General features: G+C 60.1%; 24 protein-coding genes and 2 tRNA genes. 21 read left to right on the forward strand and 5 right to left on the reverse strand.

Features of this window, described 5'->3' with window-relative positions; translation table 11 throughout:
• The first annotated feature begins 93 nt into the window (after positions 1–93).
• The 18 genes from QWJ46_RS16910 to QWJ46_RS16995 all read left to right on the forward strand — a co-directional run bounded on the left by QWJ46_RS16910 (position 94) and on the right by QWJ46_RS16995 (position 9,633).
• The gene (locus tag QWJ46_RS16910) at positions 94–300 is read left to right on the forward strand and encodes a hypothetical protein (RefSeq protein WP_302752222.1); all 207 of its coding nucleotides are present in this window, start codon (positions 94–96) and stop codon (positions 298–300) included.
• A gap of 77 nt (positions 301–377) precedes the next feature.
• A complete protein-coding gene (locus QWJ46_RS16915; RefSeq protein ID WP_302752224.1) occupies positions 378–587 on the forward strand; it encodes a hypothetical protein in 210 nt (69 codons plus the stop codon).
• Positions 587–901: a hypothetical protein gene (locus QWJ46_RS16920; protein WP_302752226.1), complete on the forward strand. Its 315-nt coding sequence runs from the start codon at positions 587–589 to the stop codon at positions 899–901. The genes QWJ46_RS16915 and QWJ46_RS16920 overlap by 1 nt, the downstream gene beginning before the upstream one ends.
• Entirely contained in the window at positions 898–1,524 is a 627-nt protein-coding gene (locus tag QWJ46_RS16925; protein ID WP_302752227.1) for a hypothetical protein, read from the forward strand. Before QWJ46_RS16920 ends, QWJ46_RS16925 begins: the two co-directional genes overlap by 4 nt.
• A gap of 7 nt (positions 1,525–1,531) precedes the next feature.
• Positions 1,532–2,029, forward strand: a complete 498-nt coding sequence (ssb, locus tag QWJ46_RS16930) for a single-stranded DNA-binding protein (protein ID WP_302752228.1) — start codon at positions 1,532–1,534, stop codon at positions 2,027–2,029.
• 33 nt (positions 2,030–2,062) lie between these two features.
• Positions 2,063–2,407 carry a hypothetical protein gene (locus tag QWJ46_RS16935; RefSeq protein ID WP_302752230.1) on the forward strand — a complete coding sequence of 115 codons (345 nt, stop codon included), beginning with the start codon at positions 2,063–2,065 and terminating at the stop codon, positions 2,405–2,407.
• Positions 2,408–2,430: 23 nt separating this feature from the next.
• The gene (locus tag QWJ46_RS16940; RefSeq protein WP_302752231.1) at positions 2,431–3,348 is read left to right on the forward strand and encodes a DUF2303 family protein; all 918 of its coding nucleotides are present in this window, start codon (positions 2,431–2,433) and stop codon (positions 3,346–3,348) included.
• Positions 3,349–3,350: 2 nt separating this feature from the next.
• Complete coding sequence (locus tag QWJ46_RS16945) at positions 3,351–3,737, forward strand: DUF4326 domain-containing protein (RefSeq protein WP_302752233.1); 387 nt, start codon at positions 3,351–3,353, stop codon at positions 3,735–3,737.
• Entirely contained in the window at positions 3,724–4,839 is a 1,116-nt protein-coding gene (gene dnaN, locus QWJ46_RS16950; RefSeq protein WP_302752235.1) for a DNA polymerase III subunit beta, read from the forward strand. Before QWJ46_RS16945 ends, dnaN begins: the two co-directional genes overlap by 14 nt.
• Positions 4,840–4,849: 10 nt before the next feature.
• Positions 4,850–5,779, forward strand: coding sequence for a dATP/dGTP pyrophosphohydrolase domain-containing protein (locus QWJ46_RS16955; protein WP_302752236.1), 930 nt, complete (start codon positions 4,850–4,852; stop codon positions 5,777–5,779).
• A gap of 17 nt (positions 5,780–5,796) precedes the next feature.
• Positions 5,797–6,504 (forward strand): hypothetical protein, encoded by a 708-nt coding sequence (locus QWJ46_RS16960; protein WP_302752237.1) that lies wholly within the window; start codon positions 5,797–5,799, stop codon positions 6,502–6,504.
• A complete protein-coding gene (locus QWJ46_RS16965) occupies positions 6,497–6,733 on the forward strand; it encodes a hypothetical protein (protein ID WP_302752238.1) in 237 nt (78 codons plus the stop codon). The genes QWJ46_RS16960 and QWJ46_RS16965 overlap by 8 nt, the downstream gene beginning before the upstream one ends.
• Positions 6,730–7,224 carry an ASCH domain-containing protein gene (locus QWJ46_RS16970; RefSeq protein ID WP_302752240.1) on the forward strand — a complete coding sequence of 165 codons (495 nt, stop codon included), beginning with the start codon at positions 6,730–6,732 and terminating at the stop codon, positions 7,222–7,224. The genes QWJ46_RS16965 and QWJ46_RS16970 overlap by 4 nt, the downstream gene beginning before the upstream one ends.
• Complete coding sequence (locus QWJ46_RS16975; protein ID WP_302752242.1) at positions 7,224–7,799, forward strand: DUF1643 domain-containing protein; 576 nt, start codon at positions 7,224–7,226, stop codon at positions 7,797–7,799. Before QWJ46_RS16970 ends, QWJ46_RS16975 begins: the two co-directional genes overlap by 1 nt.
• Positions 7,796–7,981, forward strand: a complete 186-nt coding sequence (locus tag QWJ46_RS16980; protein ID WP_302752243.1) for a hypothetical protein — start codon at positions 7,796–7,798, stop codon at positions 7,979–7,981. Before QWJ46_RS16975 ends, QWJ46_RS16980 begins: the two co-directional genes overlap by 4 nt.
• Positions 7,974–8,222, forward strand: coding sequence for a hypothetical protein (locus tag QWJ46_RS16985; RefSeq protein ID WP_302752244.1), 249 nt, complete (start codon positions 7,974–7,976; stop codon positions 8,220–8,222). Before QWJ46_RS16980 ends, QWJ46_RS16985 begins: the two co-directional genes overlap by 8 nt.
• The gene (locus QWJ46_RS16990; protein ID WP_302752246.1) at positions 8,219–8,491 is read left to right on the forward strand and encodes a hypothetical protein; all 273 of its coding nucleotides are present in this window, start codon (positions 8,219–8,221) and stop codon (positions 8,489–8,491) included. Before QWJ46_RS16985 ends, QWJ46_RS16990 begins: the two co-directional genes overlap by 4 nt.
• Positions 8,488–9,633 carry a tyrosine-type recombinase/integrase gene (locus QWJ46_RS16995; protein WP_302752248.1) on the forward strand — a complete coding sequence of 382 codons (1,146 nt, stop codon included), beginning with the start codon at positions 8,488–8,490 and terminating at the stop codon, positions 9,631–9,633. Before QWJ46_RS16990 ends, QWJ46_RS16995 begins: the two co-directional genes overlap by 4 nt.
• 118 nt (positions 9,634–9,751) lie before the next feature.
• Here QWJ46_RS16995 and QWJ46_RS17000 read toward each other — a convergent pair.
• A tRNA-Cys gene (locus QWJ46_RS17000) sits at positions 9,752–9,825 on the reverse strand.
• Between the two features lie 269 nt (positions 9,826–10,094).
• Between QWJ46_RS17000 and QWJ46_RS17005 the strand changes: the two genes are divergently transcribed.
• Together QWJ46_RS17005 and QWJ46_RS17010 are read left to right on the forward strand one after the other, a co-directional pair.
• A complete protein-coding gene (locus QWJ46_RS17005; protein WP_302752250.1) occupies positions 10,095–10,358 on the forward strand; it encodes a hypothetical protein in 264 nt (87 codons plus the stop codon).
• A gap of 112 nt (positions 10,359–10,470) precedes the next feature.
• Positions 10,471–10,809: a KTSC domain-containing protein gene (locus QWJ46_RS17010; protein WP_302752252.1), complete on the forward strand. Its 339-nt coding sequence runs from the start codon at positions 10,471–10,473 to the stop codon at positions 10,807–10,809.
• Positions 10,810–10,863: 54 nt separating this feature from the next.
• On the opposite strand, the gene QWJ46_RS17015 is transcribed toward QWJ46_RS17010, so the two are convergent.
• Together QWJ46_RS17015 and QWJ46_RS17020 are read right to left on the reverse strand one after the other, a co-directional pair.
• A complete protein-coding gene (locus tag QWJ46_RS17015; protein ID WP_302752254.1) occupies positions 10,864–11,151 on the reverse strand; it encodes a hypothetical protein in 288 nt (95 codons plus the stop codon).
• A gap of 91 nt (positions 11,152–11,242) precedes the next feature.
• The gene (locus QWJ46_RS17020; RefSeq protein WP_302752256.1) at positions 11,243–11,560 is read right to left on the reverse strand and encodes a hypothetical protein; all 318 of its coding nucleotides are present in this window, start codon (positions 11,558–11,560) and stop codon (positions 11,243–11,245) included.
• Between the two features lie 117 nt (positions 11,561–11,677).
• Here QWJ46_RS17020 and QWJ46_RS17025 point away from each other — a divergent pair.
• Positions 11,678–11,752 (forward strand) — tRNA-Asn (locus QWJ46_RS17025).
• A 322-nt stretch (positions 11,753–12,074) separates the two neighbouring features.
• Here QWJ46_RS17025 and QWJ46_RS17030 read toward each other — a convergent pair.
• Both QWJ46_RS17030 and QWJ46_RS17035 read right to left on the reverse strand, forming a co-directional pair.
• Positions 12,075–12,389 carry a hypothetical protein gene (locus QWJ46_RS17030; RefSeq protein WP_302752258.1) on the reverse strand — a complete coding sequence of 105 codons (315 nt, stop codon included), beginning with the start codon at positions 12,387–12,389 and terminating at the stop codon, positions 12,075–12,077.
• A gap of 314 nt (positions 12,390–12,703) precedes the next feature.
• Positions 12,704–12,907 carry a CsbD family protein gene (locus QWJ46_RS17035; RefSeq protein WP_009986102.1) on the reverse strand — a complete coding sequence of 68 codons (204 nt, stop codon included), beginning with the start codon at positions 12,905–12,907 and terminating at the stop codon, positions 12,704–12,706.
• Between the last annotated feature and the right edge of the window lie 89 nt (positions 12,908–12,996).

Consider the following 12,996-nt stretch of genomic DNA (forward strand, 5'->3'; position numbering starts at 1 on the left):
CGCACTGGGTGGCGATGTGCTTTTTGCACATTATGATTGACAGTTTAACGTGCGTAATGCACATTACGGTGGTCTCAATTCTGGAGCCCATCAATGCGCGTCTCTCTTCCCACTACTGAAACTGCCCGCGCCGTCATCGGTCGCGACATTGCCGGCGAAATGGCGTCCTTCATGCGCGCCCATCCGGGCTGCACCTATGAAGACCTTCGCGACGAAGGCTTCACCGCCCGCCAGATCGGCCGCTACCAGCTCGAAGCAAAGAACCTCGCCGACCGCCTCTCGACGCGCCGCATCGCCTGACCCGCGATCGGCTTCGTCATGGCCCGCCCGTCACCCCTCGGGCGCGGCCATTGCGAAACCGATGAGAGGGTTTTCCCATGGATCATTTCACGCCCTTCGGCGCACGGGTCGAACCGCTGCCCGTCATTCATGTCGCCTTGCGCCCGCGGCCGCCCTTCTGGCTCGTCGCTCTGATCTGCAGCTTTGCCTGGGCGATAGCTCTTCTGTCCCTGCTCGCAGCCGGCGTTTCGACCTATTACGGGCTGACGAAGACAGAACAGCAGATCGCCTGGCAGGCGCGCGTCTGATGGACGCCACCGCCATCGCCGCCGTCGTCGGCTGGGCTCTTGCCGCGCTCTTCCTGGTCTTGTGGCTCGTCAGCAACCGCCTGCGCGACTATGCCATTTATGACCGCGAGGCCGCCCTGCTCGCAGAGATGACCATCGCCGTCGAATTCGCCAATCACTTCGTTTCGCCTGGAAGGAAGGGCGCCTTCGACGCGATCGAATTCATGCTGGCATGGGTGAGGCGTGACCGGGCCGCCATTGAAGACACCTGGCCGCAGTGGCGTCCATATCTCGCTGCTCGCCGCGCCGGCCGGAAATGGGTACCGGGCGCATGATTGCCGTTCGTCTCACCAAGGATCCGATCTTCGCCAATCTCGGCCCCGGACGCCGCATTGATATCGGCCTGGTCGATCCCGACGCCGTTGATTTCGGGCTGATGGCATCGACACTGTCGAAACAGGCACGCTTCGGCGGGCGGCATGAGGGCGCTTATGCGCTCTCGGCCGCCCAGCACGCCGTCCAGGGCGCGCAGGCGATCGAACGCGAGACGCGAGACCTGCGCCTTGCCGGTCTCTTCCTGCTGCGCGACGGCCATCAGCTCTTCATCGACGGCCAGAGCCGCCCGGCCGAGCAGCTGATGCACGTCAAGTCCGGCACCGATCTCGACCTCATCATCCGCAACATCAAGAGCGCGTGGGATCTGGCGATCTATCAGGCCGCCGGCATGCAGACGCCCGACGCCTGGACGAAGCAGACGCGCGCAGCCCTGCAGATGATGAACATCCGAATGACTCGGGCCGAGGCGATCACCCTCTTCGGCGAACAGGCCGCGGCTGATTTCCCGCGGGTCCCGACCCCGCAGACGATCGGCTCGCTGCATCCATGGGCACCGGCCAAGGCCGAAGTCGCCTTCATCGAATTTTTTCAGCGCGCCACCGGCCGCTCCAGCATCAGGTAGGAACGACATGGCCGGATCCATGAACCGCGCAACGCTCATCGGCCATCTCGGCGCCGACCCGGAAACCCGCCGCACGCAGGACGGCAGGCCGATCGTCAGCTTCAACCTCGCCACGTCGGAGACCTGGCGCGACAAGCACACCGGCGATCGCAAGGAAGCGACCGAGTGGCACCGCATCGTCGTCTTCAACGAAGGCCTTTGCGACGTCGCCGAAAAGTACATCAAAAAGGGCGCCAAGGTGCTGATCGAGGGCTCGATCAAGACTCGCAAATGGCAGGACCAGCAGGGGCAGGATCGCTATGCCACCGAGATCGTCCTCTCCGGCTTCGACAGCAAGCTGCTGATGCTCGACCGGCAGGGCAGCGGCCGAGCGCCGCCGCCCGAAGGCAGCGACGATTATGGCAGCCCGTCCAGCCGCACCAACAGCTACGGCGGCGGCGCGCCGGCCGGCAGCTTCAGCAGAGATCTCGACGACGACATTCCCTTTGCGCCCGAGTGGCGCTGATCATTCGACCGGTTTTCTTTGAAAGGGCAAACCATGCAGACAATACGCGATGCGCAGGCCCTCGTTGGCATGCTCGAACGAGGCGAACTCAATCAGGAGATGACGGAGAAGGTTGAGGCCGTCGTCGAAAAGCTTCTCGAGCACTCCAATGAGCAGCCGAAGGCCACTTTCAAGGGGCAGGTCTCGCTCGTCCTCAACTTCGTGATCAAGAATGGCGTCGTCGAAGTCACCGCCGACATCCCTCCGCCGAAGCTCCCGAAGATCCCGCGCAAGTCCAGCATCTACTGGGCCATCGAGGGCGGCAAGCTGTCGACTGAGCATCCCCAGCAGCACGACATGTTCCCCGGTCCCCGAGTGATCGACCGGTCGCAGCAGTAACCCCTTCAACCTGAGGAAAAACCATGGATCAGCTATCCGAAACATCCGTCAATGCCGTCGCGGCGCTCGCGAAAAAGAATGGCGTCAAGCTCGATTTCCTTAATACACCGGCTGATGTTCCCGGCCTGCCGCGCGAGGTGCCGTTCGTCCTCGATCCGGAAGAAGGCGTCGCGCGCAGCGTCAAGACCCTCGTCGAGGAATGGCGGATCGCCCCGCTGCGCAAGTCCGGTACCGCCAAGGTTCTGACGCTCGAAAGCTTCGTTGACCTGGTCGAGCGGCACAAGACCGAGCATTCGGTCATCTTCGCCGATACCGATTGGAAGAAGCCGTCGCTCACGGCCGTGATCGACTATCACGACAAGACCAATGGCGGCGCGGCCGACAACGGCGAGCATCGCATTCACTACGAATTCCCGCTGTCGGACAGCTGGAAGGCATGGATCAAGATCAACGGCGAACCGCTCGAGCAGCTGAAGTTCGCCGAATTCATCGAAGATCACATCGCCGATCTCGCCTCGCCCGATACGATGGAAGAGGAAGACTGGCGGCATAAATTCTCCTTCCGCGTCGCTTTCCCGAACGAGCTCGTCTCGCTTTCGCGCGGCCTGCAGGTCGCCTCCGAGATGAAGGTCAAAAACGTCGTCAACCTGCAGTCGGGCGCAGCGCAGATCAACTTCGAGGAAGAGCACCGTGACACGGCCGGCAACAAGCTTGACGTGCCGGGCATGTTCATCCTGTCGGTCCCGCCCTTCTTCCGGGGCGAGCAGACCCGCATCCCGGTCCGCCTGCGCTATCGCCTGTCGAGCGGCAAGCTATTCTGGATCTGCCAGCTCTATCGCCCCGACGTTCACATCACCGAGCAGGTGGTGCGCGACATGGAACGCGCCGGCGCCGACACCGGCCTGCCCTATTTCCAGGGCGCGCCGGAGATGCAGGCCTGACCATGACACAGCCGGTCCGCCTTCAACTGTCGCGGCAGACAGGGTTTGATCTTCAAGCCCTGTCGCGCTCCACGAACGGCCTCGATGCCGTCAACGTCGCGCGCCCGTCTGCCTTCGGCAATCCATACGTCGTCGGCGGACCGGTCGACCGCAAATCGCTCAGCCGTTGGGGATGGAAGTTCCACCATCTCGGCTACGTCGCGACCGACAACAGCGATGCAGTTCGTCGCTTCGCGGCCTGTCTCGCCCGCGATGAAGCAATCCATCAGCACGTCACGCAATCGCTCCGCGGCCGCAATCTCGCGTGCTGGTGCGCAGCTGACGAGCAGTGCCACGCGGACGTTCTTCTGCGTTTCGCCAATCGCGAGGTTACAAATGTTCAAGGCTGAAAAGTCCGCCCTGCTTTCCGCGCTCGCCCTTGTCGGCAGTGTCGTCGAAAAACGCAGCACCATACCGATCCTGCAGAATGTGCTGATCGAGCGCGAGGAAGATCGGCTTGTGGCGCGGCTGACGAATCTCGATATCGAGGCAAAGACCTATTTCAAGGCGATCGTCATCGATCCGGACTTCGAGGCATTCACTGTCCCGGCGGGGCTCTTCGCCGATATCGTCCGGAAGCTGCCGGATGGTGCCGAGGCTTCGATCGAGCGGCCGAAGGACGGCAAGCTCGGCAGCATCCTGCTGAAATCCGGTCGTTCGAAATTCAGCCTGCAGGTGCTGCCGGCATCCGATTTCCCCGAGATGAAGATGCCGGCCGATGCGGTCCGTGTCACCATCCCGGCCGATGAGCTTGACCGCGCGATCGGCGCCTGCGGCCATGCCATGTCGACCGAGGAGACACGCCACTATCTCCAGGGCATATTCCTCCATCAGTCCGCCGGCAGCGAGGACGCGACCTTCGTCGCCACCGATGGTCACCGCCTGGTGAAACGGCTGACGCAGGCCGAGATCGGAGGAAGCTTCAAAGGCGTCATCATCCCGCGCAACACCGTGCGCGTTCTTCCGAAGATCCTGCCGGATGCCGGCGATATCGAGCTGATGGTCACGGACACGGTCGTCCGCTTCGTCGGAGGATCTTCGATCCTGATGACGAAGCTCATCGACGGCACCTTCCCGGATTATCAGCGCATCATCCCGACCGATGCCACCATGGTTGCGACGATCGGTTCGAAGGCGATGGCGTCTGCCGTCGACCGCGTCGCCACCGTCTCCGGTGAACGCGGCCGCGCCGTCGCCTTCTCCTTCGCCGACCAGCAGCTGCGCCTCAAGGTGTCAAACCCGGACGCCGGCGACGGCGAAGACGAGGTCGCCTACGAAGGTGAGGCCACCATCGATATCGGCTTCAACGCCAAATACATCGCCGATGCGCTCGCCAACCTGCCCGGTGACATCATCACCATGTCGCTCACCGAAACCGGAGCTCCGGCCGTGCTGCGCACCAACGGCGGCAATCCCGAAAACCTGATCGTGATCATGCCGATGCGCGTGTGAGGAGAAAGTCATGCCTGAACCCGTGATGACGAACGACCCCGCCCGGTCCCCTTTGCCCCGGACCTTGTCCTTCACCTACAAGAATTGGCGAGGCGAGACCTCCCTGCGGCAGGTTCTACCGATCCGCATCGAGTTTGGCCCAACCGACTGGCATCCGGAGCCGCAATGGCACCTGGTCGCGCACGATCTCGATAGAGGCGCAGCGCGCTTCTTTGCGATGAAGGACATCACCTTCGGCGACGCCGACGGGGAAACGCAGACCAGCATCAACGAATGGATCACAGCAACCTTCGGCGAGGCTGGCAGCAATATTTCCGTCGCCGCGCGCGCCAACAAGGAAATGACCGAATTGCTGATGGCTTTGGCGATCGATGACAATGATCCCGAAGCCGTGGTCGAGGCCGCCGATATCGTCATCATCCTATATCGCCTCGCTCATCGCTTCGGCGCCGACCTCAATGAGGCGGTCAATCGCAAGATGGCAATCAACCGGGCGCGCAAGTGGAACGTGGCCCACGGCCATGGCTACCATATCAAGGAAGCATCGCCTTCGCAGCAAGTCGTGACGCGAGCTGCCGTAACAGATGAGGAACTTGAGCAGTGGGCGAAGCTGCGGGCGGATGATGCCGGGCGATTGGCCCGCGAGCTTGTCACGTATCGCCGGGCCAACCCTGCGCCGCAGGCACAAGTTACGCTCGGACCGGAACACACCGGCTTGCGCGTCGATTATCGCGGCTTGCTGGCGAGCGCTCGCAGAAGCATGCCACGCGACCCGGGCACCGCCGAGATGCTGCGTCAGTTTGAAGAGCATCTAACCGAGCTGGGACAGCGCTGGTATGCCGGCGACGCCACCGTGGTCGACGAGCTTCTGCAGCTTTACTGTATCGAGAACGGCGCTCGCGCCGCCCTCACCGCGGAAACAGCGGAGGCACCCGAATGACGCTTCCAGTTCTCACCATGACCGGCGTCGACGCCAAGACGGATCCGATGTGGATCAAGGCGATGCTTCGCAAGTATATCCTCAAGACTGGCTATAGCGGTCTTGAGTTCGCGATCCTCCGCTCCCCCAAGGTAGATCAGTCACCGCGCTATCCGAAGCGCGATATCATCAAGCGACTGATGAGCGAGGCCAAAGCCGGTGATTTCGCCTATCACCTTTGCGGTCGATATGCCCGCATGGTGCATGATCGGGAATGGGCGGAGTTGTGCGACATCATCGATTTCAGCGATGTCGGCCGCGTGCAGGTTAACTCTGCCGAGGCAGATGAAAAAGCCATCCTAAACCTCTGGCGTTTCAGCGTGCACATCGGGAAGCCTGTCGTGATGCAGTGGCGCGAAAGCGATTTCCCAGCGGTTCCGGGCATTCACCTGCTGCAGGATCGCAGCGGCGGCCAAGGTATCGCCGAAACGACATGGTCCACGCCGGATGCAACATGCATTAAAGCCAAGAGCTTCATCGGCTATGCGGGAGGCCTCGGCCCGGAGAATGTCGAACAGGCATTGAAATCCATCATCCCGGCGTCACGCGGGCGCCGCTTCTGGATCGATTGCGAAAGCAGCTTGCGCACCGACGATTGGTTCGATCAAGCCAAGGCCGAGAGAATGGCACAGGCCGTTCATGCTGCTCTGCCTCATATGTTTCAGGAGGTCAGCGCCGATGACTGAGCATCCTCCTCGCAAGCGGTGCGAGAACTGCTCGAAGTGGAGCAGCACGGATAAAGTCTGGGGTCATTGCACGTATGCATCGTCACGCGACGACGACCACAGCAAGATCGCGCACGCGACATATGTGCGCCTCGGCGATGAGCACCAGGCCGAGCTCGAAACCAAATTCAACTTCAGCTGCGTTCTTTGGTCCTCACTGAAGGCCGCCGTCAAAAAGGTTTCGCGATGACCACGATCTATTCCGGCAGCATCGCCGATCTTCCCGATCTCGCCCTATCCACCCGCCAGCCATGGGCGCACGCGATCGTCAATGGCTGGAAGGATATCGAGAACCGCAAGTGGAACACCACCCAGCGCGGCATGGTCTGCATTCACGCCAGCGCCTTCAACAAGCGCAACTATGACAACGATTTCGCCGATTATGAAGAAGTCGTGTCGGAATATGCGGCGCCCTCGAACGCTCATCGCTTGCTTGAGGTCGATCCTTCGAACCTCACCTTCGGCGCCATCATCGGCGTCGCCCGCATAGTCGACGTGACCATGCGCCATTCCAGCCCGTGGTTTTTCGGAAAATACGGCTTCGTGCTGGCAGACCAGCAGATCCTTGCCGATCCGATCCCGGTCAAGGGCGCCCTCGGCTTCTTCGATTGGCGCCCGCGCAAGATCGTCGCCCCGGAACTGCCGGCGCAGCCGGTATCCGCACAAGGGAGCCTGTTCTGATGCAGACGGACCTTTTCCCATCGGATGCCAAGCCTGCCGCGGCCATGACTATGTCGGCAGTCCTCTCAGGCGAGCCCGAACCGCTCTACCGCCCGGAGCTGCGCCGCATCTGGGACAATACTCTCCCGATCCTCGTCGTCTGCATGCTGAACCCGTCGCGCGCTGACCATAGCAAGAACGACCCGACAGTGCTGGCGCTGATCCATTTTGCCAAGCTCTGGGGCTATGGTGGCATTCTGATCGTCAACCTCTTCGACTTCCGCTCCTCCTCGCCGAAGGAGATGATGGCCCACGCTTCACCGATCAGCGCCGATAATACCCGCTACATCGACGGCGCCTTCATCATCGCCCGCCACACGAACAAGCCGGTTCTCGCCGCATGGGGCAGAGACGGATGCCATATGGATCGGGACGCATGGTTCATCGCCCGCGCCCGTCATCACCTCGTCGACCTGGTCTGCCTCGGCCTGACCAAGGACGGTTACCCGAAGCACCCGATGGCCCGAGGCGCCCATCGCATTCCTCGCGATCAACAGCCGATTCTCTGGAAGTCGGCGCAGGCGGTGGAGCCATGACGTCGTTCGCCAACAAAGCCGAAACGAAGCGCGACCCTTTTGCGGACGAAATAGCAATGCGCCTCGCCATGAGGAGGCTCGCCCGTGCGCAGCCGAAGGATCCTGCGACGATGACCATGCCCGAGATCATCCACGCGCTCCAGCGGCTCGCTGCGACCGCCAGGAGGATTTCGCATGGCTAACACACGTGCCTACATCGACAAACTGAGTTCTCAACACCGCTGCCCGGTCTGCGGCGGCGACGCCGCCGAACTGAAGATGTCTCCCGCAGAAGCCACCTTCCCGCTGGCTGACCTGAGGTTCTCCTGTGGCGCCCGTTTCTGGGCGGATGGCCGCAGCATCATCTCTTCCTCTCCGTGCCGCTCTGGCTCGCTGCTGGCGGCGAAACTGATGTGTGTCGAGGCGGAGGGCCGCATCCGATGAGCCACGCCCCGAAAGCGATCAGCCGCATTGTCCCGCGGCTAGGCCTTAATAGGGCTGAAGTCGCGCTCGCGATCGGCTTCAGCGTGAATTCAGTTGACCTAATGGTCGCAGAAGGCTTTCTTCCTAAGCCGAGGATCTGGCATAGCCGCAAGGTCTGGCTCGTTTCCGAGATTGAGGCATCGATGTCGGAATGGCCCGAGGACGGCTTGCCACTAGGCAAGGGAGAAAAGGACGCTGACGATGGCGACATCTGGAGGGCGTCCGCATGAACGACGTGGCGAATATCGATCTACCCTATGTCGAAAAGAACAAGAGCCGACACCTGACGGTGCGATACTACTTGCGCATCGACGGCAAGCGCATCTGCAGACTTCCCGACGACATTAACAGCGAAGAATTCTCAAAAGCCTATTGGAAGGCGAGGAACGCAGCCCTCCCTGCAGATGGTGAAGCAAACACCGCCAAAACGATTTCATCGATCGTCAAGCCCAACACCTTCCGCTGGCTCTGCATGGAATACATGCGGTCCGAGGCCTTCAAGACACTCGACGTTTCGACGCAGGAGGCTCGGCGCCGCATTATGGAGGCGATGTGGATCGAGCCGGTGAAGCACGGCGGAAAGCTCCAGTTCGGCGACATGCCGTTGCCACACATGGATCACCACAATATCGAGGTGCTGCGCGATCGGAAAAAGGAAACTCCCTTCGCGGCCGATGAGCGCCTGAAGGTGCTTCGCCAGGTCTTCGACACGAAGAAGGACGGAAAGAACATCGTCCCGAATGTCGCCAGATTGGTCGATCCCTTCGCGATCCATACCGACGGCCATGCAACAGCTTCGCCCCAGGACCTCGCACAATATATCGAGCACCACGGAATTCGCTCGAAGGCCGTTCTTGGCCTCGCTATCCTCATGTTCACCGGCTTCCGCGTCTCCGACGTTTCCCAGCTCGGCCCGCAGCATCGCCGCAAGGACATGTTCAAGCTGCGCCTCTTCAAGAACCGAAACCGCAAGCCCTACGATATCGAGATCGCCATTCACCCGATCCTCGAATCGGTGCTCGCCATGCACAAGGTGACGGCTCTGACGTACCTGGTGACCGAATTCGGCAAGCCATTCTCGATCAAGGGGCTTGGGAACAGGATCTCGGATTGGTTCCGTCAGGCCGGCCTCCCGCATCTGACGGCGCACTCGGTCCGCAAAGGGCTAGCAAACGACGTCGCACACAACGAGGCGACGGACAGCATGCTCGAAGCGATGTTCGGCTGGCGTGACGGAAAGACCTCAAAGATCTACACGCGAAACGCCGATCGCGCCCGCTTGGCGCGCCAGACTGTCGCCCGAATTAACTGGGACGGCGTCGGTACGAAGCTGCTCGCAATCGTCGACGATGCTGAGGCCGCAGAAGGGTGAACGGGGAACAGACTGCCACACCTGCTTTTTGGTGTGGCGGAACGGTTCAAGTCCAAACTGCCACACCAATGAAAAAGCACAGCAAAATCAACTGCTTCCCGATGTGGTGAGAAAATATTGGAGGCCTCGCCCGGAATTGAACCGGGGTACAAGGATTTGCAGTCCTCTGCGTCACCACTCCGCCACGAGGCCTCACCTGTGACCGACATCGAAAAATATCGTGTGGTGGCCGCGATTTAGACCAGCTCTAGAATGAGCGCAAGACCTTTCATTCTGAATGTGATCCTTTTTTCATTCCGACTAGGCGTTTGCGGACAATCCTGCGTGACCGGCTCTATGCTTGGATGATGATAGCCGGTTAACTACATACCAATAAAAGTCCGGCCCTTCGGCATCACCCCAAATAGTTACGATTGTAATGCGAACCGATTTGGTTGATCCCCATCTTCTGGGGAGAAATCATGCACGACGCGACATTCGGCGGGACCGCCAAAGACATCTTCTTTTCACTGCTCGCCACGCTCAAACGCATCTCGATGATCTATGTGAACGGAGGCAAGGAAGACGAGTGGGGCTATGCCCTCGTTACCGAACCTGTCACCGACATCAACACGAAGATGCCGATCACCGGCCACGTGATGCGCAAGGTCGTCGACGGCAAGTTTGTTCACCGCCAGATGACCGCGGAAGAGTGCGAAGATTTCGACGCCAGCCGATCCTGGTGAATTGCCTGCCACTCGGGACACGAAGAACCACCGGCGGCATTCGAACAAATTCCCAACTTGACTTAGAGCGCCTGCCCGCCATCTTATCGCCGTGGGAGGGATAGGAGCTGCGATGGAATGGGCTGCCCTCAAAGAAAGGCAGGGACGTGCGGCATATGATGCCGAGACCCGGGATCTCCACGTAAAGTTCGCCGGTTCCGCGCCGGTGAGACATGCGAACATTCCGCCACATGTCTACCAGAACCTTCTGGAAACGGACGATCCACACTTCTATTACCGGTATTATATCGCGCCATCGCGGGTCTCACCGGCCCGTCGACAACCGGTCTCGATGGTCGTCCACGGACTGAAACTCGTTCTGCTTCTTGCCACCTGCAGTCTGCTGATGGCAACCGAACTCGATCCTGGCCATGGCGGGATTTTCGAGGAAAGCGAACTGAGATCGAATTAGAATCGCATTCATCCGGATGCATGCAGATCGAACTCGACGACCGGGCCTGCGTGATCAGCCAACGATAATACCAACGCTCTCAAGCGAGGTCCTGTTCTGGGAACGGAAGCGGCGATCGTCCCGACCACGGTCGTTCCTGCCGTCACGCTCGTTACGGCCGTTAAAATTGCGATAGTTGCGAGGCCCGTTATAGCCACCTTGGCCTTGATCGATGACGCAGCCTTCGGGGCGGCGGCAGATACCGCCTGCGTCAAAACCGCGGCTGTCTACGGCTTGGGCCTCGGCTGATGTGGCTGAGAGAATTGCCGCCACCGACAGGACTGCAACAAAAAATGGCTTCATATCCTCACCCGACCATCGCGGCGCGTTTCAGCTCCAAACCACCAATGCAGCAAACGATCCACGGTTCCGCAGGGCGCCTCCGGCGACCGCGCTACCCGGCCGGCTTTCCTCGCCTGTGCCACCAGACTGCGAGCCGGCGCCGAAGCCTCCGGGCGATGGAAAGATCATGCGAGAGCACAAGGAGGCCGAGCGGCAGCATCCAGAAACCAAGGACCGGCAGGAAACCCAGCAATCCACAGAAAACGAGGGCCGTGCCGATTGCCATCCGCCCGATGCGTGAGCGCGGCATGCCGATGCTGAAAGAGCCGAGCACAAGCCTGTGGTTTACGTGGTCGATACCGAAGCGCCCTGCCCGCCTTCTGCGCTTCTCGTTGCCCCTTGTCTCTTGGCGATCGTTACTATTTGTCATTTCCCAGAGATGGGCGCAGACCGTCCAAATACAAGTTCATTTCATTTTTTTGAAAAAACCGCTTGGCAAATCGGGCAAGCATTTGTATTAGCCCACTCACACCGCGCCAAGCAGTGATCCCTGGTAGCTCAGCGGTAGAGCATTCGACTGTTAATCGACAGGTCGCCGGTTCGAATCCGGCCCGGGGAGCCATTTCTAGAGATATCTGTCTTTGTTGAGAAATCCGAAGGCAGGCAGTTACTTCTCGAAGAACACATCAGAAAGCGTCGTCGATAACGCACCTAGTGGTGAAGACTCCAAACATGACGCCTTCTATGCCTCGTGTTGGACGTATGTTCGGAAGCGTTTAAAGGGAAATCATAATTTCGCGCAGTCGTGAGCTCGGCATCGATGGCAAGTGTGAACGAACCGCTCAACGAGATTCGCCATCAAGCGGTGCAATGCCGGGCGGCCAGGTTGTCGCGCGCCGGCAGGTGAGGCCGGCGGCGCGCTTTTTGGGCCCTGGCACTGGCGACTAAAAATCGAAATACACCGTCACACCTGATCTACGACGATAGGGATAATCGTCGCGATAGCCGTAATAGTCGCGGTGGCCGTAATATCGCGGACGATAGCACGAGCCGTAATACCGGCAGTCGCGGTAAGCGTACCGGTGTTTCTTCCAGTGGCCATACGCATGTCCATTACCGTGGCGACGATAATGGACCAGATCGATGTCGGCGGCGTGCATTGCTACCGCTTTTGGCACGACAATCGGCGTGGCGCTTAGCGGCAGGGCGAAAGATGCAGACAAGACAATGGCTGCAAGTGAGGAAAAAAGCATCTTCATCGGCGCATCCTTTCAGGCTGCGATTCTGGGTTAATAAGCATTAACCTCCGATGAACGACTGCCCGCTCATAGAGAACACCAGCCGACGCGCAGCTTGTGTGCTCGCGGGTGGTGCTCGAGCCGGCCATTAGTGTTCATGCTGTGTACAGGCGACAGAGCAAGCGCCCACGGGCAGTCAGCCGGCGGCGACCGGCTATCGACGCGGCGCGGACGGCGCTGCTGCCTTGCCGCCGGCATGTCCGATAATATGTGAAAATGGCACGCCCATTAAGTTGGGCGTGCCGAGTTACCGATCCGTTCTCCGATAAAGCGACTTACCAGGTCTGGCGATTATACCAATCATCGATGTCTCTGCGCGTCCGGTCTTTCTCGTAGCCGTACCGCTCCTGGATCTTGCCTTCGAGCTGATCGCGCTTGCCGTTGATGACGTCAAGATCGTCGTCCGTCAGCTTGCCCCACTGCTCCTTGACCTTGCCTTTCATCTGCTTCCAATTACCTTCGACGCGGTTCCAATCCATGGCTTATTCCTCCTGTCGTTAGGAAAGAGGAACGGAGACGAGCGATAAGGGTTCCGCTTCGGCAAACCGCCAACCATTGCAGAACCAAA

The sequence above is a fragment of the Rhizobium sp. CBN3 genome, assembly GCF_030518245.1.
Lineage (GTDB): Bacteria > Pseudomonadota > Alphaproteobacteria > Rhizobiales > Rhizobiaceae > Rhizobium > Rhizobium aethiopicum_A.